The sequence below is a fragment of the Candidatus Kuenenbacteria bacterium genome (assembly GCA_012797775.1).
Lineage (GTDB): Bacteria > Patescibacteriota > Patescibacteriia > UBA2196 > GWA2-42-15 > JAAZMX01.
On record JAAZOM010000006.1, the window covers coordinates 46473 to 65020 of the forward strand.

An 18548-nucleotide genomic window follows, 5' to 3' on the forward strand; every position below is an offset into this window, starting at 1 on the left:
AAGGAGGTAGCTGTCATGAGTACGCATATTGGAGCAAAAAAAGGCCAGATCGCCGACGTAGTCTTATTGCCCGGTGATCCGCTCCGAGCTGCCTGGCTGGCAAAAAAATTCTTAAAGGCCCCAGAGACAGTTCATGATGTCCGCGGTATGCCCTGCTACACCGGGTTCCGTCATTGTTTCAGGGCCCTCCCCGGTCAACTCGCTTGTACCAAAAAATTGATATCCATCCAGTCCAGCGGCATGGGCATGCCATCACTCGGCATTTATGTCGAGGAGCTGGCAAGAGACTTCGGGGTCAAAAAAATTATCCGTCTCGGCACCTGCGGAGCCTTGCAAGAAAAAATTAATCTTCGCGATATTATCATCGCGATGGGGGCTTGCTCTGATTCGGCCTCCAATATTCACCGCTTTGGGCCAGCCATGAGTTTCGCTCCTATCGCCGATCCGGCTCTTTATCGTGACGCCGTCCTCCAGGCCGAAGACCGGGGATTGCCTTTCCACACTGGCAATGTCTTTGCCACGGATGATTTCTATGATCACAGTGAGCCGCCGAGGTGGCAAAAGTTTGCTCGATATGGTGCTCTGGCTGTTGAAATGGAAACAGCAAAGCTCTATACCCTGGCCGCCTATTATGGGATACAGGCGCTGTCGCTACTCGTGGTCAGCGACCACCTGGCTCGCGAGGAAAAGCCCCTGACCTCAGAAGAGCGGGTGACCTGCTGTAGCGACATAGCTATGATCGCCCTGAGCATTGTTGCCTAGTGGCTATCCGTCTCAAAAACAAAGAGCATTCGATTTTATTGAGTGCTCTTTTTATTATTGTTCAAAACAAAAAATACCCTCTCGCGAGGATATTTTTTTACGCTGTACAGCCCGCCTGCCGGCGAGGCAGTGATTGAACTGTTAAAAAGATTCACTGGATCTTTTTAACCTTTCTCCTTAGTTGAGAAGTGCCGGGGGCACTTCCAACGGAGCTGCTCGCCGCTCCCTTTTAAACAAAAAACATTCGCCGCAACGAATGTCTTTTGTGGTACGCTGTACAGGATTCGAACCTGTGACCTTCTCCTTAAAAGGGAGCTGCTCTACCAACTGAGCTAACAGCGCATATGGCAAAAACTCAAAATTCAAAAATTAAAAGTCAAAATTAAGGTTAATTTATTTTATTAGGCGAAGTTGGTCCAACTGCCTGCCCCGCACCTTTATGGCTGCGGGGAGCTAACAGCGCATAAGTTTTGTAATTTACCCTGAACGTCAGTGAAGGGTCCCATCTCAATTTGATAAAACGCGAGATTTTTCCCCTGCGTCTGTGGGGTAAGGATAAACTCAATACAACATATCTAAAAAAATCTTAACAGAAAATTAAAAATCAATCAAGGCTTTGGCTAATTATTTTATTTAAAAAAAGAGGGCGTCAGGAAATTTTTCCTAACGCCCAAAATTGGGCCACTCAGCTTACATAGTCTGGGTTACATTCCCATTATTATCAACCCTGATTATGTTCACTTTATCCCATCTGGAGCAGCTATGGGAGCCGCCCCAGCGCACCATGTGTGTACAGCGGCACAGATTGCAAGTAACTTGTTTGTATCTTAAACTCATCCCGCCCTCCTCTGGCTATTTATATTACTATTTTTGCTCTATTTTTTGTCTTATCAATACAATCTAGACAACCTAACTTTTTTGCATTATTTTGCCAAACAACAAAACCTGCCAGTAGCTTTGCCAGCCGACCTATGTCTTTTTTAATAGAAAAGTTTTGCTCCCTTGAGAGCAGAAAACATTATCTCTGTCATTGGCTCAGGGATTTTTATTTCAAAAGACTTACCTCTTCCCCGAGCCAATTCCTGGGCATCCGCCAGTCCTCGAGCCTCACTAGGGTCGATAGCCACCAACTTGGTCAGGTCCACTACGATCAGCTCAGCCTTTTGCCGGCGGATGAGGGCGCCCACCTCCGGTGCTAGGTTGAACAGGTCATTTCCGTTTTGAACCATCAGAGAGAAAACCCTGGCACCCAAATTTTTTACTATCATCTAATGCCTCCATTTTATAAATCCAGACACCCTCGCAATTGTCTATTATTTTGTAGGCTTGTCACCACTGATTCATGCGCCCGAAAAGTAGAAATTTGGAAAGTGGCATCAGCCTCTTCTATCCGTTCTTTGGCTGCCATCAAGCAGGCGATGTCTGCTTCAAAAAGCAACTCAGCCTCTGGCAGATCAATAATTATTCTTTGAGAGCCGTCATCTATTGCCGCCTCTATAGCCTCAGTCATTCTTTGATAGTCACCGCTCACCTCCAGCATAATCTGGGAGGCATCATCTCCAAAAGGCAGTAATTTCATATTTTATCCTTCCTATATTTATTTTATTTTTCTGGTTTTTTATTTTTATTAAAACTACTCTTTTCCTTCTTTTTTGTCAAATAAAAAAACCGGCGAAGAGAAACTCTCCGCCGGTTCGATTGTCTTAGCTCAACAGGCCGGCCGCATCAAGGGCTTCAAGCATCCCTTCTCCATCGCCGTTGGCCCCGTTGACTCCGCTAAGATCAAAACGGGCGCCAGCTTTCCTGACAGCATCTCGAGCCGCCAAAAGGGCCCTGATGACTTCATCATCTACCCTCCGGAAGTACCCAATGTCCAGCAAGACGGTCTTTGTCTTTTTGGTCATCATTCCGGTGACGGCCACCGGCAAGTTGCCGATGTCCTCGCTGTCTATACGAAGACCAAGGTTAATTCTATCTTGAGAAAATTGTTGCATCGTAAATCCTCCTAAATTTTATGTTGCGTTTTTTCTTCCAAACAAATATTTTTTGTAATTTTCACTCTGCCTCCAGACTGGTGCCAAAATTCTTGGATGCACTGCTCTGGGGCCATTTTGGATCGTATCAGCTATTTCCTCCACTGTGTATTGCCCATAGACATAGGCATTTAAAAGCGTTGGCCAACTGATTTTCGATCCCCACACCTTACCACTGCCAATGAGTTTTGTCAAGGTAGTTTTCAATTCTTGTGCCTTCTTTTTCTCTATCTCCAAAGGCAATTTCAACTGCCCATAATTTTTATCTCTTTCTCCGATTTTAAAGCGATAATATTTCAAGGTATTCTTATTGCCAGACTGGTCGAGCATCAGCCCTAGATTATTAAAAACAACCAAATCACCCCTATTAATTATGGTTATTTTTGGGCTGACTGTTTCTGTCGGTATATTTATCATTCTCTCCTGAAAAAGAAATTTCATATCACCAAAATAATTATCCGCTAGCAAAAGCTCGGCCATATTGGAAAAAGAAATATCATCATGATAGCGCGGCTCACGCCCACTGACTGTGGCGTGATATTCCAGTCTGTCTGGATGATCTCGGTCTGAAAAAAATCTGTCGCCCCAAGCATAATTTAAATAAGTAGAAAAATCGGCATAGCCAAAACGATAATTCAAGATTCCCGCTCCCAGATAAAACTGTGCCCCCAGCCCCACTGGCCGGATTCCAATGCTTGCCTCCACCATCCCATTTTTGAAAGTTATCGCCCGGAGGTTTTCTGCCATTTTTTTACTTAAGTTCAAAATCTGCTGATCGCTCGTCAAGTCTCCATAAATCATGAGCGCTGTGGCTGTCACCAGATGATAGTGGGGGTTGAAGGCCATTGGCTTGCCCTCTTCATACCAGCCACTATTTATGTCCTCTTTTATCACTTTCTCGATTTTGTTTTTTATTAATTTATCAAAATATTGTTTTCTGTCTGCTGTTAGAAAAGTCTTTGCATAAAAATTATTCACCACGGCCTGCCAGTATACTGCCGACAGCGCCGCCCGGTTGGAAGTATCATCGGCCAAAATTCCCGCTTCTATTCTTTCATAAACCGTTTGATAAAGTTGACTTTTTTCTTCAGTGGTCAAAATATCTGGCAACTGGTCAGCTAGTCGTACCAGAGCAAAGGCGGCAAAGGCCTCAGAAAAAGACTGGCTTTGAACCAAGCGGTTGGCCAGAGCCACCCGGCAGCCAAGCATGCTTTGGCGCAATTTTTCTCTGGCTATATTATCACCAGCCAAAGCGCGGTATTTATAATAAAGTCCCAGGCTGATTATTTCTCTGGGTTCGCCCGGCGTGGTAAATTCTGGCGCGCCATAGTCTGGGGCCTGGTAAACAAAACCAAAATTGTCCAAGTGTCGGCTATAGCGATTATAAAAATAGGACAGATATTTTTCCAAAGACAAATCATTTTCTGCCGCCTTGGTTTTTGGTGTGCTAATAAAAAAATTACCAGCGACGATTAGGGCTAGTAAGGTTATAATAGAGGTAGTGTGCAAATACTTGGATAACATAATTTTATTCTAACAAATGATGAGAAATAAAAAAAGCCCCAGGCGTAGCGCCAAGGGCTTATCGTCAGGGGATACAGTAGAGGCTGACACAAATTGCCAAAATTCCATAGGCAATAATTATTACCAAACCCACAACGGTTCCCCAATTATACTTTTTCACTGTGCCTCCTTATTTTATATTGACCCGAGCCACAGCATTGCTCCGCCAACGACAATTGCTAATAATGCCGCCAGCAGGAGAATCTCCCCAAAATCGAGCTGCAATAGTTTATCAAAAAATTTTTCTATCATGCCCACCTCCTTTTTGTTGTTTATTTTTCTCCTTACTATATATTAAAAGCAAAATAAAAACAAGGGCCATGAGCCCCTGTCTTTAAATTAAGCTATTTTTTCAGGATATATTCATAGGCCGAGAGTGCCGCCTTTACTCCATCGCCAGCCGAGATATTATTTTGCTTATAGGCCTCATCCGTCACATCACCGGCCGCAAAAATACCAGGCATGGAGGTGGCTGAAGTCCGGTGATCCAAAACTATTTCTCCGCCGCTATTCAATTCCACCAGATCTTTGACCAAATCCGAATTAGGGACTGCGCCTATTTCTACAAATACACCTTGAACAGCCAGGGTTTTTCCTTCACCCGTCAGTCGGTCTTTGTATTTTAGGCCATTGACCAACTGTTCGCCAGTGATTTCTGTTGTCTCGGCATTATAAATCACACCTTTAAAATTTTCAGCACTTTGGATTTTTTCCAGGGTGCTCGGATCGCCTTTTATCTTGTCAGAATAATTTAAAAGATAAACCTCGCTGACATAAGGCAACAAATCTTGGACTGCCTCGAGTCCGGAATTCCCGCCGCCCACCACCGCCACTACCTTGCCGCGAAACATCGGCGCATCGCAGGTAGAACAATAAGCCACGCCCTTGCCGTCAAATTCCGCTTCGCCCAAAACATTCAATTTTCTATGCCTAGCGCCTGAGCAGACTATGACCGTTCTGGTTTCATAGGAGCTGGTATTGGTCGTGACCCGAAAGCCATTAGTGATCTTTTCTACCAGTTGAGCCCTCTCACCCTCTTTTATTTCTATTCCTTCTTGCGCTTTTAGGTGCTCTTCCAGATCTTTGGCCAATTGTATTCCGGCAATAGATTTGTGTCCGATCCAATTGCCAATGTCATCAGATACCACTGACTGACCGCCAAAACCCTCGGTTATAAATAAAGCTTTCATTTTTTTTCTGGCCGCATAGACTCCGGCCGAGACTCCGGCTGGTCCGCCGCCAATGATGATTGTATCATACATAAAATTATAAAGCTTAATTAGAGTATCTTTATCATATAACGCTTTATCTTTTTTTTCAAGAAAAAACGCCGGCTCTTTTTTGCTAAAGAGTCCAGCGTTCAGGTAGGGCTAGGGAAGACCTATCTCGGTACTGTCCCTCGCCCACTGCACTTTTTGCAGGGGCCGACAGGGCGCTCAGCATCGTCCGGCCAGTCTGAACCCCCGCCGCCACAATCAGGGCAGTCGCTAAGCTCCGTCCCATCGGGCCAGGGCGGGACATCAAGCTTCCCGTCCCCACCACAGACGGTGCATTTCTCGTCGCCCCACATTCCGTCACCCGAGCAGGTGACACAACTGGCCTGCTTACAGCCGGCTACAAAAGCAACCAGCAGCAAGGCCACGAAGACAACCATTAATTTTTTCACTAAATCCTCCTGTTGTTTTGGTTTTTAGGATTCGTGAAAAGTTACCATATTTTTATCTCTTTGTCAATCATTACCCAAAATAATAAAAACAAGCCGACCACTATAATGATTTTTTTTCAAGAAAAAACAACCGCTGGTTTATCAGCAGTTGTTTTTTTGAACTTCTATCTGAAGAAGTTTATTGCCCTATGCGATTTCTATTCATCTGGCAGCCACCGCCACACTGGCAGGTTTTGCCTTCTTTTCCGCAATTGCCCCCGCAAGCAGAGTTTGCTCCGCAACCACAGGTAGCAGCTTGCACCACATTAGCATTATTGGCGCCGACTTGGACGCCCGCTGGGGCTGAATTTTGGCTGGCCGCGCTGGCAACGCTAAAGATCACCACTGCCATTACCAGAGCTATAAAGCCTCCCAAAAACCAAAGTTTATTCATATGCTAGGTTTATTAGTTTTTAATTGGGCCCTCTATACACTAATACGCACTTCGCCTAGCTTTTATTTCAATGTTGGCAATTGCCATCGCAATTTTTGGGTTTTAGGCAGCCGCCACAGCCACACCAAGGGCGGATTTCCTCGGCCGTAAACTGGTTTTCTAGGGTTATATCGCCGATAATTTTTATACGTTCGCCAATTTTTAAAATTGCATCGTTTTGTACATTGGCGGTGAGTGCGTTGATCTGCCAGTGATCTCCACTCAAATCCTGCAAGATAAAGCCATTTTTGGTGATCGCCACTATTTCTCCGGCCAAAAGACCCTGGTCAGTCTTTTGCCACAGTCGGTGCTCATAATTCAGCTGAGCATAGCCAGGCAATTTTTCGTTAAAAATATTATTTAATTTGTAGCCAAGCCCAAAATTATAAATCAAAATCCCCAAAATTACCGTTGCCAACAAATAAAAAATTATCAGTCTGGCCAGGGGCAGGCGATAGCCAAATTTGGTATTTTTATAATTATAATAACCCAACCCAACAAAAACCACTAAAGCTGCCAGCCAGAAATATGGCAAGGTTAGGAGTAAGATTTTTCCAAAGTTCATTTCAATCCGTTGGTAGATGTCCCATTCCTGATTGGCCAAAATAAATATTGATATCCCGACCGCGAGCGCACCAAAAATTATTGACAACCCAAACAAAAACCAAAGCAATAAATTTTTTGCCCGAAGATTTGATTTCGGCGTTGGTTTTAGCCCTTGATCTTTTATAGTTTCTAATATTTTATCACTTATTTGGCTCATAGTATTCAGGATTAATTTTAATAAACTCTTCTTTAAATTTTCTTCTAGCCCTGGCGATCAGCGTCCCGACGGTACTAACCGGCAAACGCAGAATGTCGGAAATTTCTCGATAGTCCAGCTCTTCCACAAAGCGCAAAATAAAAATTTCTCGATATTTTTCTCCCAGCCGGCTGATTATTTTTTCCAACATCGCCCGGTCATATTTGGTATTTATTTCTTTATTCAGATCAGTATCAGCCGTTATCTTTTGCCATTCCTCGTCATCGAGTATTATCTGTGGCCGCGCTTGTCTTTTGCGCAGTTCACTCACTGTTTCATTGTGGGCGATCCGGTAAGCCCAAGAAGAAAATTTTAGCTTATCATCAAAATCATTAAGGTTATAAAAAATTTTTATAAAAACCTCCTGCAAAACATCTTCGGCGTCCTCTTGACCGAGACCTGATATTCTCCGAACATAAACCAACAGCTGTCTTTCATAGCGTTTTATTAGACAAGCAAAATAATCGGCGCTCTTGAGAGACAGAGCGACGAGTTCATTATCCGAGAGCTGTATACAGCTTTCCTGAGTGACCATATTAATTATAATACGTGTTAGGCCTTAATTTTATTTCAGGTTGCTTTATCATAACATAAATTTTTGTTTCCAAAAATCCCGCCCTGAGGCGGGATAATTTTTTGGATTATCGGGGCGCGGGGAATTGAACCCCGGCTACAAGACCCCCAGCCTTGCGTACTACCGTTATACGACGCCCCGGTAAAAAATTAATTTAAAAGCCCCAAAGCAACCATTCCTCAATCTAGTTCCTATTGGGAAACCGGTACGCTCCAAACTGTTAAGGCCAGCGGAGAATATCACTCATAGGGAACAAAACAATAATATCATTTTGTCCTTAAAGGGAAATCTGCCCGGTGAACCGCAATCCCGAAACTTTTCGGGAAATACGAGTTGCCAAAAGAACTGATTGTCGAACATAGAAAAAGGAAATCAAGTGCGCTCTGGGGCAAGGGTATTATAACATCAAAAAAACAAGAAATCAACAATGAACAAAAGCACAAAATCCCAAATCCAAAATCCAAAATAAATCACAATTCTCAATAAGCAATACCCAAGTCAATCTATGTTTTGGAATTTGTGATTTGAAATTTATTTTGAGCTTGGAACTTGGAATTTAATTATCAATCAACCTTTGTTTCCGCCGTTCAAATTCCTTTTTCTTTATACTTTCCCGCTTGTCAAATTTCTTTTTGCCCCGCCCCACTCCGATTTCTAGTTTGATCAGCCCGCCCTTCAAATAAACCTTCAAAGGCACAATCGTGATGCCCGGCTCGCGTGATTTGCCAAAAAGATATTTCAACTGTTTTTTATGCAAGAGCAATGACCGGTTTTGATATGGATCATAGTCTTTTTGGTATATTGCCGCTGGCTTGTAAGGAGCGACATGCGCCTTTATCAGAAAAGCACTACTCGTACCATCGAGACCAACGTATGATCCCTTAAGATTAATTTGTCCTTTTTTTATAGATTTTGCCTCTGGTCCAGACAACGCCAAGCCAGCCTCAAGCGTCTCGAGGATCTCATAATCAAAATATGCTTTTTTATTATCAGCAATAGACATACACCCTTTTATTATACCAAACTTTACTATATAATAAATTCAGAATTAAGTTTCAGCTATGACTATCAAAGATACCCTAAAAAAGCAAATTAATCAAGCTGTTTCCAAACAATATCGCCTAGTCGGCCTTGGTTTCAACGTTGATTATCCTCCCTCCGTTGAGCTCGGCGATTATTCCACCAACGTTGCGCTGATGCTTGGCCACCAATTTAAAAAGAATCCTCTTGATATTGCAGCAGGGCTGGCCAAAGAATTATCTACTCATAAAATGTGGCGGCTGGTTTCCGTTGCTCCGCCAGGCTTTATCAATTTTTATTTGGATAATCATTGGGCCGCCAGGCAGCTATCTGTTGTTGCCAGAGAGGGGACCAAATATGGCAGTAGTCGTCTTGGCCGGAACCAGACAGTAGTCATTGATTATTCCTCCCCAAATATTGCCAAAAAAATGCACGTCGGCCACCTACGCTCTACCGTCATTGGCGCCGCTATTTGTAATTTATATAAATTTCTCGGCTACAAAGTCATCAGCGACAACCATCTCGGTGATTGGGGCACGCAGTTTGGCAAGTTGATCTATGAATACAAGCAGATCTATGGCCACAAAATCAAGAAAAATATTACCGTCGAAGAGATGGAGTCTCTTTATTTGGGTTTTCACCAAAAAGCCAAAGAAAATCCTGTGTTAGAAGAGGAGGCCAGAAAGGAACTCAAAAAACTTCAGGACAAAGAAAGGTTCAATTATCAGCTCTGGCAGCTTTTTTATCAGGTGAGCCTCAAAGAATTTAGAAAAGTTTATAATTTGCTCGGAGTTAAATTTAATTATTGGCACGGCGAAAGCTTTTACCACCCCATGCTTGCCGCCATTGTTGATGAATTGTTGAGAAAGGGTGTCGCTCAAAAAAGTGAGGGGGCAATTATTATAAATTTGTCTGACCTTGGCCTGCCGCCCCTAATGATCCAAAAATCAGACAGTGCTTATCTCTATGGCACTTCGGATTTGGCTACTATCAAATATCGCCGCTCTCATTTTCACCCCGTCAAGAACATTTATGTTGTCGCCAACCAGCAAGCCCTTCATTTTGAACAGTTGTTCAAGGCGAGCTCCCTCGCTGGCTATCACGACAAAGAAGATATGGTACACGTAAAATTTGGCTTGATCCTCGGCGCCAACGGCAAAAAAATGTCTACCAGAGAAGGCGAAGTAGCCGACCTTATAAAGATGATCGAAGAGGGGATCTCTAAGGCGAGAAAAATTATTAAAGAAAAAAATAAAAAACTCTCCGGCCGGAAGTTGGATCAGATAGCCAAACAAATCGCTCTTGGTGCTATCAAATACAATGATCTTTCCCAAAACCGTCTAACAGACATTGTTTTTGATTGGAACAAAATGTTGAACTTTGAATCTGGCTCTGCTCCTTACTTGCAATATACTTATGTTCGCATACAAAGTATTTTCAAAAAAGCCCCGCGTTCAAAAAATAAAAAAATAGATTATAAAATACTTATTGAACTCTCGGAGACTCAGCTCATAAGAGATATTATAAAATTTCCCGAAGTCATAGAGTCTGCCGCTTTGGAGTATAAGCCAAATGTCGTTGCCCTTTATCTCACCGAACTTTCCGGAGACTTTCATTCTTTTTATGAAAAGATAGCAGTTCTCTCGGCCGATAAAAAATTACAGCAGGCCAGACTCGCCCTCCTTCGGGCGGTTTCTGTTGTTATGAAAAATGGGCTGGCCCTACTCGGCATAGAGGCGCCCGAACAGATGTAGCTATTATCAACACAAAAATAAAATGTTATTATAAAATCATGGCCAACAAAAATAATGAAATTCAAACTACTATTACCGAGGAGATACCTGACTGGAAGATAAGGCTTGCTTATTTTTATACCGAGCACAAGACCACCATAAAGCGCGCGTTGGTTTTTAGTGTCTTTTTTCTAGATCTGATTATCGTTTTTGTTTTCGGCTCTGCCTTTGTAAATTATCGTACCGGCCTTATCAGCGATGAAAAATATTTATCAGATTTGCCAAAAAATTTGGTCAACAATAATGTCGCCAGTCAGCTCTTGGCGCCCAGCCCTTTGATTTTTGGTACAACAAAGGCCCTAAGGAGCACCGACAGAACTGACAATCTTTTGCTGACAGTAAAAAATGAAAATACCGACTGGGCGGTAAAAAAATTAGTTTATACAATTGAACCAGCCACCCAAGACGCCAAAGTTCTTTCTACTTTTATTTTGCCCCAGAGTGAAAAAAATATTTTATATTTTAATGTGCCGTCTGGTAGCGGCGCCAGTATCAAGATCATCGAAACAGAGTGGGAGAGGATAAGAGATTTTAGTTTGGTCAGCTATAAAGACGCTGTCAAAGTAGAGTCATCGGAATTTATACCGAGTCAGTCGAGTGTGGTCTCTGGCCAAGTAAAGATAAAAATTTTCAACGATACACCCTTTAGTTTTTGGGAGGTCGGTCTGCCGGTAGTCCTTTATGATTCATCTGGCGAGCCAATTTCTGCAAACTATACAGTTATAAACAAACTCAAATCTTTGGAGGAAAGGGAAGTCTCTCTTGGCTGGTCCGATGATCTTTTCCGCACAGTTTTCCGGGCAGGCGTTTATCCGGAGATAAATCTTCTGGACAACAGTTCTCTCATGCGTCTCGATCCCGGCCCCGGCTCACCTCCCGGCCTAGAAATAAAAAAACAATAATTAAAACTAATATTTACAAGCTATCATAATAATTCTAGACTAAATTCAGTGGTCTAGAATTTTGTTTTTATGTCTTTTTTCGCATATTTTTCCTATATAAAAAAAATAGACTGGCTTCTTTTGTTGCCGGTTATTTTATTAATTGTGCTCGGTCTAGCCACCCTCTATACGACCAATCTAAATATTGAAAACCCGGACTGGTCATCACTCCAAAAGCAATTATTGTTTTTTATTTTGGGCCTGTTTATCCTTATCTTTTTCGGTTTTTTTGATTATCGGCGTCTGGGCAGCTACAGCTGGCCACTGTATATTTTTTCTGTTATTCTTTTGATCGTCGTCCTTTTGTGGGGTCGGACTATCCGGGGGACTACCGGCTGGTTTTCTTTTTTGGGCTTTAATTTTCAGCCGGTTGAGCTGGCCAAATTTTCTCTCGTCTTGGTCTTATCATTTTTTTACAGTCGTCGCCGGGGCCGGGAAAAAGAATCCCAGACCGTTTTTTCTCTCGCCATTATTACTGCCATACCCACTTTTCTCACGATGCTCCAGCCAGACCTCGGCTCAGCCGCCATGCTTTTGGGCATTGGGCTTTGCTATTTTATTTTTTTGAGCCTGCGCCCTAGACAGATAATTTTTATTATTTTGGGTATTTTAATTTTATTTTTTTTACTGTGGAATTTGTTTTTGGTAGATTATCAAAAACAAAGAATTCTGACCTTCATCGATCCTATGAGAGATCCTCTTGGACGTGGATACAATGTTCGTCAAGCCATCATCGCCATTGGCTCGGGTGGCCTTGCCGGCCGCGGTTTGGGACTCGGCACCCAGAGTCAACTCCGTTTTTTACCAGAGACTTCGACTGATTTTATTTTTTCCACCATTGCCGAATCGCTGGGTTTTATTGGGAGCACCTTGGTTATGTTCTTATTTTTTTGGTTTTTTTATCGACTAATTTTGCTTATTAAAAATTCACGTGATAACGTTAGTTCTTATTTGGTTTTTGGTTTTGGGGCAGCTTTTTTTATTCAAACACTTGTCAATATCGGTATGAATATTGGTATTGTACCTGTCACCGGGTTGCCCCTGCCCTTTGTTAGCTATGGCGGCTCCTTTCTGATCATCTCTATGGTGTCGGTAGGTATCATTGCCAATATTTCTTCTCGACAGAAAATAAACAGCTGAGGACATTTTCATGGTGTTCTAGTTGTTTGACATTGGCGCCCTTTTCTATTATACTGACCTTACTCTAAAACAAAATTATAAAAATATGTCCATTATTTTGAGCAAATTAAAAAAAGAAACCCTTATTTATTGTCCTTTGTGCAATAAGGATTATAGCCCACAAAATCTGCAGATTGTTGATCAGGCCGAGGAAACAGTACTCGCCCATAGCAACTGTCCTATTTGCGGGGGCTCCGTCCTTTCTCTGCTTTACAAGGATTTTTTGGGCCTTACCCTGCTTGGGTTGGCGACCGATATGAGCTATGAGGATGTTTCTCGTTTAAAAAAAGCCGAAGTGGTGGACAGCGACGAAGTACTCTCGCTTTATGAGCGTTTAGCCCATTAATTATTAAATAAGCAAAAGATATATGACCGCTATTTCCCTTCAAGCAGAAACCAGAGAAAAAGGTAAGAAAGATTTTTCTTCAAATGAGCAGAAAAAAATCCCTGCCGTGGTTTATGGCCCCAAAGTAGAAAACCAAAATATTTTTATCAACTATCGTGATTTTGAACGCGTCTTGAGAGACGCCGGCGAATCCACCCTAGTCGACCTCGCTATTGGTGGCAAGGATCCGGTCAAGGTTTTGATTCACGATATGCAAAAAGATCCCCTGAATGGGGAATGTATTCATGTGGATTTTTATGAACTCGACATGAGCAAAAAGACTCGCGTTGACGTGGAACTAAAATTTTTAGGCGCCGAAGAAGTTATGAAGTTGACCGGTGGGGAAATTTCTGAAAGTGTTGACCACCTCGAAGTGGAATGCTTACCCAAAGACCTAGTCAAGGAAATAGACATTGATTTGTCCACTCTCAAGAGCATTGGTGATGTTATTTACGCCAAAGACATAAAGTTGCCAGCCGGGCTGGAATTAATTTCTGATCCCGAGTTGCCAGTCGCCAGCCTCCAGGCCATTGTTGAAGAAAAAATAGAAGAAACTGCTCCGGCCGCCGAGGGTGAGGCTCCGGCGCCAATGACCGAAAGGGAAGCCAAGGCTGCCGAAGCCACTGAGAGTGAAGAGGGAACAGAATCCTAGTCCTAATTTTCTCTAAAATGATTAACAATCTTTTTATTAGAAATATTTTTAAATACCAGCTAATTATCTTAGTTGGTATTTTTGTTGTTTTGTTTGGGCTTTTATTTTATCATCTGATTTTTTGTTTGTCTTTTCGGCCGGCTGATTATTCTTCACCTGCCAATACTATAGCCGACCAAGATAAAATTCCAGCTGGTCAAAAAATTATCAATGGTTTGCCGGCCCCACTCGGAGAGGAAAATGTCTGGCCAGTAGCGGTCTCTATCGACAATCATCCTGATGCCCGGCCGCTTTATGGCTTGTCCAAAGCAGATATTGTTTATGAGTTTTTGGTCGAAGGCGGGGCCACTCGTTTTCTGGCTTTTTATACCCCGACTAGTACCATGGCAAATAAAATCGAAAAAATCGGGCCAGTCCGTTCTGTCCGTCCTTATTTTCTCCCTATTGCCAAAGAGTATGAGGCCCTTTTGGCTCACTCTGGCGGTTCAGTCGATGCATTAAAAGATATTGAGAAGTTAGAAGTCTATAACCTAGAAGAGATCGCCTGGTGGGGGCCTGATTATTTTTGGCGCGTTTATTCGAGGACCTCTCCGCACAATCTTTTTACATCATCGGACAAATTGGCCACAGCCATCATAGACTGGAAGCTAGGAGGCAAAATTCCCGTTTATACCGGCTGGCGTTTTTTTTCTGAATTGGAGCGTAATTTGGAGAAAGATAGGGTAGAAAAAATTGCTTTTGATTTTTCTGGCAATACCAATTACCGCGTAGAATATGTTTACAGTACTTCTACGAAGAGCTACCTACGCTCTACTGGCGGCTCCAAAGATATTGATGCTCTGAGCAAAAAACAAGTCTCTCCCGAAAATATTCTAATTCAATTTATCCCGGCGGAAAAAACCCTCGATGCCATCGGTCGCCTGTCACTTGATCTCCTTGGCGATGGTGAAGTCTGGCTTTTTCGTGATGGCGTGAAAATATTGGGCCAATGGCAAAAAACATCTCCAGAATCGCGTACCCAATTTTTTGATGCCAATGGCAATTACCTGCCACTGAAGCCCGGCCAGATCTGGATAGAGATCATTCCCGGTGCGCGAGAGATAGAGCTTGATTGATTCAATAAATACAGAACAAACCGCCAGCCGGGTCAATCCCGCTGGCTTTTTTATTCATTCATTTTTTGAGTTTTGTTAATTGCGTTTTGTATTTTGTTCAAATATTTCCTCCATGTACCCACTTGAGCCCAGCCCGCTTCCCGATTTCTATCGCTTCCATAATTTTGTTTTTGGGCGTCGGTGGCAAATTAGTTATTTTATGTGTCGGATAAAAAGCGCTCACATGCCACGGTGTGTCTAGCCCTAGTTTTTCAAAAATAAATTTAGCGATTTTTGTCAACTCTTTAGCCGAATCATTTTTGGTTGGGATTATGAGAGTGGTTACTTCTAGGTGGATGCCTAGTTTTTTTATTTTTACCAAATTATCTAGGACCGGTTGCAGTCGCGCCCCGCAAGTTTCCTGGTAAAATTTGTCGGAAAATGATTTCAGATCCACGTTAATCGCATCGAGATATGGCGCGATTAGCTCCAGCGTTTTCTCCGACATAAAGCCATTACTCACCCAGATATTTTTTAGATTCTTTTTCTTGGCCAGCTTCATGGTCTCAAGTGCGTATTCGAGAAAAACAGTTGGCTCATTGTAAGTATAGGAAATAGAAGGCAATTTGTTTTTTAGTGCTGTAGCCACGATTTTCTCCGGTGTTATTTCCTCAATTCTTTCCTTTTGATAAATTTGCAGTTCCTCATCATCTTCTGCCACTTGGCTGATAAAAAAATTCTGGCAATGCAAGCAATAAAAATTACAGCCAAGTGTTCCAAATGACAGAGTGTGGGTACCCGGCAAAAAATGATACAGCGGTTTTTTCTCAACTGGGTCAATAGACAGGCCAGTTGATTTTCCATAATTCAACACAAAGATTTTGCCGCCCTGATTTTCCCGCACCCGGCACTTGCCCTTCTCTCCCGGCTTTAAAACGCAAAAATGGCAGCAGGTCTCGCACTGGGTTATGTTATTTTTGAGTTTTTTGTAGAGCATGGATTCTTTCATAATTTTTTAGTAATTTATCCCGAGCCCCGATGAATATCGGGACGAGGGATCCCGTTTAGATAGCCACTTACTATAATTAATATAATATTCATTTTAGCACGGGATCCTTCCCCCGCCCATGGCGGGGTCAGGATAAATTTGATGGAATTTAAAAAGCCACCATTGCGGTGGCTTTCATCTTTTTACTTTGCTTTTTTCTTCAAAGTCTTCAAACATCTAGTACAGACTTTCTTTTTCACCCCATCAATAATTTTGCTTTGGAGATTTATATATTTGCGTGTCAGGGTTTTATTTTGAGCGTGGGAACTTTGGACAAATTTTTGCGGACCACGGCCGCACAAATCACAGATTCGAGACATATAAAAGTTTGATTAATTATTGGAATTATAATACCATAAAGATATTATAAGTCAAGCTTTTATATGGATTTTACACATCTTATTTTTTATTTCCTCATTATTATCCCTTCGGCTATCATCCACGAATATTCTCATGGTTGGATGGCTGATCGCTTGGGCGACCCAACCGCCAAATATGCTGGCCGCCTGACCCTTGACCCGCGAGCTCACATTGATATTTATGGCACTCTTCTTTTGCCCCTATTTTTACTCTTGGCCTCTGGCGGCAGTTTTATGTTTGCCTATGCCAAGCCCGTGCCTTACAATCCTTACAATCTAAAAAATAAAAAATGGGGGCCGGCCTTGGTCGGCTTGGCTGGTCCGCTGTCCAATCTCATTGTCGCTATTTTCTTCGGTGCGCTCTTCAGACTCCTACCAATCAGCACGTTCTCCTCACTGCTCGGCTTGATCGCTTTTGCCAATATCATTCTATTGGTTTTCAATTTGGTGCCCATTCCTCCCTTAGATGGTTCCAAGGTTTTATTTGCTATCCTGCCAGATTCTTGGGGTAATTTTAAAATTGTATTAGAAAGATATGGTATAATTTTTCTTCTAATTTTTGTTTTTTATTTTTCTGGGGTCATCAACCCGATTGTTAATTGGATATTCCGACTTGTGGTCGGAGTATAAATTTTATGTCTCAAATCACCGCTCATTCAATCTCGGAAACCCAAAAGTTGGCTGTTAATTTTATTCATAAAATTACAGGTCCAGCGGTTTTGGGTTTGGTTGGCGCTCTCGGCTCTGGCAAGACGCATTTCACCAAAGGTCTGGCCCAAGGTCTGAAAATCAAAAAACACATCACCAGCCCGACTTTTGTTTTACTCAAGATTTATCCCGCTCCCCAAAACAAAAAAGGGATCAAAAACTTGATCCACGTTGATTGCTACCGCCTTGGCCACGAAGAAGAATTATTGGCGCTTGGTTGGGAAGAAATATTAAGAAAGAATGATAGCTTGATCGTCGTCGAGTGGGCGGACAAGATAAAAAGTATTATGCCCCAAAATACTATTTGGTTCAATTTCCGTCAGGGTAGGGGAGAGGAAGAGCGAATTATAAGCACCAAACCCCAAATTCAAAATCCAAAATAAACCTTAAAAACCATAAACCCCCCTTAGTGTTTATTTGACATTTTTGTAACCATGTGTGATGATAAATAAAATGTAAAATATAGTATAAACACATATATATGAAAAACAACAACAAATTAAAAGTTGGTGTTATCGGGCTGGGTCATCAATCTTTAGAAGACCACATCCCAGCAATAAAAGCATCATTAGATGTTAATCTAGTTGCTGTTGTTGAGATTGATAAAAACAGACTGCAGTCTTTTCTTAAAGACAATCCTGCCGTCAGGGGCTATAAGAGTTTAGATAATTTTTTAAAAAAGGAGAAAGTCGATTTTATAATTTTGGCTGTTCCTCACTATCTGCATGATGAAATGACGAAAAAAATAATAAAAAATAAAATACATATTTTAAAAGAAAAACCATTTTCTACAAACCTAAAAGAGGCAAAAGAAATAATTAAAATGGCCAATAAATATAATGTTAAAGTTAGCACTACCCTACAAAGAAGATTTAACCCAATTTATTCAACCTTTTTCCAATTAGCTGACAAAATTGGGAAACCATTCTATATTGAAATAAAATATACTTTTTTTACTGATAAACCAGGGGAAGGATGGCGGGGAAAAAATAAATTAGCTGGTGGTGGATGTCTTTTAGACATGGGTTATCACATGGTTGATCTTTTAATGTGGTATTTTGGACTAGCGGACAAAGTAATGGCTGAGACCTCCTGTACTGGCAATGATTTTCAGCAATATGACGCAGAAGACACAGCCCAAGTTCTATTTAAATGGGAATCTAAAAGTTTGTGGGGCTCGTTATTGGTCTCCAGGGTAATTCCACCCAAACAAGAATTTTTGAATTTATATGGAACCAGAGGATGCATACACTTAGAGCGTGGCAAGATTGAGCGTTATTCTTCTAACGGCGAACTGTGTGAATCTTTAAAAAGAGAAAATAGTTGGCCCTCAGCTGCTCAAGACCAGTTAGATTACTTTATCAAGGTGATCAGAGGAGAAAAAGAAAATATTAATAGCCCAGAATCTCATCTTTGTCACTTAGCCTTTATTGAGGCCGCCTATAAATCAAAAATATTAAATAAATATATTAATCCAAAAGAGTTTTTTTAATTTGT

The 18548-nt window shown here is 41.9% G+C and carries 21 protein-coding genes and 2 tRNA genes; 11 read left to right on the forward strand and 12 right to left on the reverse strand.

Annotated elements, in window-relative coordinates:
• Positions 1-15: 15 nt before the first annotated feature.
• Positions 16-762, forward strand: a complete 747-nt coding sequence (gene deoD, locus GYA54_00855) for a purine-nucleoside phosphorylase (GenBank protein NMC51264.1) — start codon at positions 16-18, stop codon at positions 760-762.
• Positions 763-1028: 266 nt separating this feature from the next.
• On the opposite strand, the gene GYA54_00860 is transcribed toward deoD, so the two are convergent.
• The 3 genes from GYA54_00860 to GYA54_00870 form a co-directional block, all read right to left on the reverse strand.
• A tRNA-Lys gene (locus GYA54_00860) sits at positions 1029-1104 on the reverse strand.
• 638 nt (positions 1105-1742) lie between these two features.
• Complete coding sequence (locus GYA54_00865) at positions 1743-2030, reverse strand: hypothetical protein (GenBank protein ID NMC51265.1); 288 nt, start codon at positions 2028-2030, stop codon at positions 1743-1745.
• 14 nt (positions 2031-2044) lie between these two features.
• Positions 2045-2341 carry a hypothetical protein gene (locus GYA54_00870; GenBank protein ID NMC51266.1) on the reverse strand — a complete coding sequence of 99 codons (297 nt, stop codon included), beginning with the start codon at positions 2339-2341 and terminating at the stop codon, positions 2045-2047.
• A 73-nt stretch (positions 2342-2414) separates the two neighbouring features.
• On the opposite strand from GYA54_00870, the gene GYA54_00875 reads away from it, so the two are divergent.
• Positions 2415-2771, forward strand: a complete 357-nt coding sequence (locus GYA54_00875; GenBank protein NMC51267.1) for a hypothetical protein — start codon at positions 2415-2417, stop codon at positions 2769-2771.
• A 3-nt stretch (positions 2772-2774) separates the two neighbouring features.
• Here GYA54_00875 and GYA54_00880 read toward each other — a convergent pair whose 3' ends face one another.
• From GYA54_00880 to smpB, 7 genes are all read right to left on the reverse strand, one after another.
• Entirely contained in the window at positions 2775-4319 is a 1545-nt protein-coding gene (locus GYA54_00880) for a hypothetical protein (protein ID NMC51268.1), read from the reverse strand.
• Positions 4320-4702: 383 nt separating this feature from the next.
• Complete coding sequence (locus tag GYA54_00885; protein ID NMC51269.1) at positions 4703-5620, reverse strand: FAD-dependent oxidoreductase; 918 nt, start codon at positions 5618-5620, stop codon at positions 4703-4705.
• Positions 5621-6202: 582 nt separating this feature from the next.
• Positions 6203-6457: a hypothetical protein gene (locus GYA54_00890; protein ID NMC51270.1), complete on the reverse strand. Its 255-nt coding sequence runs from the start codon at positions 6455-6457 to the stop codon at positions 6203-6205.
• Positions 6458-6524: 67 nt separating this feature from the next.
• On the reverse strand, positions 6525-7259 hold the full coding sequence (locus GYA54_00895; GenBank protein ID NMC51271.1) for a hypothetical protein: 735 nt from the start codon (positions 7257-7259) through the stop codon (positions 6525-6527).
• Positions 7243-7833, reverse strand: coding sequence for a sigma-70 family RNA polymerase sigma factor (locus tag GYA54_00900; GenBank protein ID NMC51272.1), 591 nt, complete (start codon positions 7831-7833; stop codon positions 7243-7245). Before GYA54_00900 ends, GYA54_00895 begins: the two co-directional genes overlap by 17 nt.
• Positions 7834-7942: 109 nt before the next feature.
• Positions 7943-8013, reverse strand: a tRNA-Pro gene (locus tag GYA54_00905).
• A gap of 415 nt (positions 8014-8428) precedes the next feature.
• Positions 8429-8875 (reverse strand): SsrA-binding protein SmpB, encoded by a 447-nt coding sequence (smpB, locus tag GYA54_00910; GenBank protein NMC51273.1) that lies wholly within the window; start codon positions 8873-8875, stop codon positions 8429-8431.
• Between the two features lie 58 nt (positions 8876-8933).
• Between smpB and argS the strand changes: the two genes are divergently transcribed.
• The 6 genes from argS (at position 8934) to GYA54_00940 (ending at position 14957) form a co-directional block, all read left to right on the forward strand.
• Positions 8934-10646, forward strand: a complete 1713-nt coding sequence (gene argS / locus GYA54_00915; protein NMC51274.1) for an arginine--tRNA ligase — start codon at positions 8934-8936, stop codon at positions 10644-10646.
• 38 nt (positions 10647-10684) lie between these two features.
• Positions 10685-11587 (forward strand): hypothetical protein, encoded by a 903-nt coding sequence (locus tag GYA54_00920; GenBank protein ID NMC51275.1) that lies wholly within the window; start codon positions 10685-10687, stop codon positions 11585-11587.
• A gap of 69 nt (positions 11588-11656) precedes the next feature.
• Positions 11657-12766, forward strand: coding sequence for a rod shape-determining protein RodA (gene rodA / locus GYA54_00925; protein ID NMC51276.1), 1110 nt, complete (start codon positions 11657-11659; stop codon positions 12764-12766).
• Positions 12767-12851: 85 nt separating this feature from the next.
• Entirely contained in the window at positions 12852-13151 is a 300-nt protein-coding gene (locus GYA54_00930) for a hypothetical protein (protein NMC51277.1), read from the forward strand.
• Positions 13152-13173: 22 nt separating this feature from the next.
• Positions 13174-13842 carry a 50S ribosomal protein L25 gene (locus GYA54_00935; GenBank protein ID NMC51278.1) on the forward strand — a complete coding sequence of 223 codons (669 nt, stop codon included), beginning with the start codon at positions 13174-13176 and terminating at the stop codon, positions 13840-13842.
• 17 nt (positions 13843-13859) lie between these two features.
• Entirely contained in the window at positions 13860-14957 is a 1098-nt protein-coding gene (locus tag GYA54_00940) for a DUF3048 domain-containing protein (GenBank protein NMC51279.1), read from the forward strand.
• A 97-nt stretch (positions 14958-15054) separates the two neighbouring features.
• Here GYA54_00940 and amrS read toward each other — a convergent pair whose 3' ends face one another.
• Both amrS and GYA54_00950 read right to left on the reverse strand, forming a co-directional pair.
• A complete protein-coding gene (gene amrS / locus GYA54_00945) occupies positions 15055-15945 on the reverse strand; it encodes an AmmeMemoRadiSam system radical SAM enzyme (GenBank protein NMC51280.1) in 891 nt (296 codons plus the stop codon).
• 182 nt (positions 15946-16127) lie between these two features.
• Positions 16128-16304 (reverse strand): 50S ribosomal protein L28, encoded by a 177-nt coding sequence (locus GYA54_00950; protein NMC51281.1) that lies wholly within the window; start codon positions 16302-16304, stop codon positions 16128-16130.
• 63 nt (positions 16305-16367) lie between these two features.
• Here GYA54_00950 and GYA54_00955 point away from each other — a divergent pair, with 63 nt between their 5' ends.
• The 3 genes from GYA54_00955 to GYA54_00965 all read left to right on the forward strand — a co-directional run bounded on the left by GYA54_00955 (position 16368) and on the right by GYA54_00965 (position 18543).
• Entirely contained in the window at positions 16368-16973 is a 606-nt protein-coding gene (locus GYA54_00955; GenBank protein NMC51282.1) for a site-2 protease family protein, read from the forward strand.
• 5 nt (positions 16974-16978) lie between these two features.
• Positions 16979-17434, forward strand: coding sequence for a tRNA (adenosine(37)-N6)-threonylcarbamoyltransferase complex ATPase subunit type 1 TsaE (gene tsaE / locus GYA54_00960; GenBank protein NMC51283.1), 456 nt, complete (start codon positions 16979-16981; stop codon positions 17432-17434).
• A 98-nt stretch (positions 17435-17532) separates the two neighbouring features.
• Positions 17533-18543: a Gfo/Idh/MocA family oxidoreductase gene (locus GYA54_00965; GenBank protein ID NMC51284.1), complete on the forward strand. Its 1011-nt coding sequence runs from the start codon at positions 17533-17535 to the stop codon at positions 18541-18543.
• Positions 18544-18548: the final 5 nt, after the last annotated feature.

What these genes read in the sequence shown, in the direction of transcription:
- deoD (NMC51264.1), top strand. Translation starts at nt 16, where the DNA reads ATGAGTACGCATATTGGAGCAAAAAAAGGCCAGATCGCCGACGTAGTC.
- GYA54_00865 (NMC51265.1), bottom strand. Translation starts at nt 2,030, where the DNA reads ATGATAGTAAAAAATTTGGGTGCCAGGGTTTTCTCTCTGATGGTTCAA.
- GYA54_00870 (NMC51266.1), bottom strand. Translation starts at nt 2,341, where the DNA reads ATGAAATTACTGCCTTTTGGAGATGATGCCTCCCAGATTATGCTGGAG.
- GYA54_00880 (NMC51268.1), bottom strand. Translation starts at nt 4,319, where the DNA reads ATGTTATCCAAGTATTTGCACACTACCTCTATTATAACCTTACTAGCC.
- GYA54_00885 (NMC51269.1), bottom strand. Translation starts at nt 5,620, where the DNA reads ATGTATGATACAATCATCATTGGCGGCGGACCAGCCGGAGTCTCGGCC.
- GYA54_00890 (NMC51270.1), bottom strand. Translation starts at nt 6,457, where the DNA reads ATGAATAAACTTTGGTTTTTGGGAGGCTTTATAGCTCTGGTAATGGCA.
- GYA54_00895 (NMC51271.1), bottom strand. Translation starts at nt 7,259, where the DNA reads ATGAGCCAAATAAGTGATAAAATATTAGAAACTATAAAAGATCAAGGG.
- GYA54_00900 (NMC51272.1), bottom strand. Translation starts at nt 7,833, where the DNA reads ATGGTCACTCAGGAAAGCTGTATACAGCTCTCGGATAATGAACTCGTC.
- smpB (NMC51273.1), bottom strand. Translation starts at nt 8,875, where the DNA reads ATGTCTATTGCTGATAATAAAAAAGCATATTTTGATTATGAGATCCTC.
- argS (NMC51274.1), top strand. Translation starts at nt 8,934, where the DNA reads ATGACTATCAAAGATACCCTAAAAAAGCAAATTAATCAAGCTGTTTCC.
- GYA54_00920 (NMC51275.1), top strand. Translation starts at nt 10,685, where the DNA reads ATGGCCAACAAAAATAATGAAATTCAAACTACTATTACCGAGGAGATA.
- rodA (NMC51276.1), top strand. Translation starts at nt 11,657, where the DNA reads ATGTCTTTTTTCGCATATTTTTCCTATATAAAAAAAATAGACTGGCTT.
- GYA54_00930 (NMC51277.1), top strand. Translation starts at nt 12,852, where the DNA reads ATGTCCATTATTTTGAGCAAATTAAAAAAAGAAACCCTTATTTATTGT.
- GYA54_00935 (NMC51278.1), top strand. Translation starts at nt 13,174, where the DNA reads ATGACCGCTATTTCCCTTCAAGCAGAAACCAGAGAAAAAGGTAAGAAA.
- GYA54_00940 (NMC51279.1), top strand. Translation starts at nt 13,860, where the DNA reads ATGATTAACAATCTTTTTATTAGAAATATTTTTAAATACCAGCTAATT.
- amrS (NMC51280.1), bottom strand. Translation starts at nt 15,945, where the DNA reads ATGAAAGAATCCATGCTCTACAAAAAACTCAAAAATAACATAACCCAG.
- GYA54_00950 (NMC51281.1), bottom strand. Translation starts at nt 16,304, where the DNA reads ATGTCTCGAATCTGTGATTTGTGCGGCCGTGGTCCGCAAAAATTTGTC.
- GYA54_00955 (NMC51282.1), top strand. Translation starts at nt 16,368, where the DNA reads ATGGATTTTACACATCTTATTTTTTATTTCCTCATTATTATCCCTTCG.
- tsaE (NMC51283.1), top strand. Translation starts at nt 16,979, where the DNA reads ATGTCTCAAATCACCGCTCATTCAATCTCGGAAACCCAAAAGTTGGCT.
- GYA54_00965 (NMC51284.1), top strand. Translation starts at nt 17,533, where the DNA reads ATGAAAAACAACAACAAATTAAAAGTTGGTGTTATCGGGCTGGGTCAT.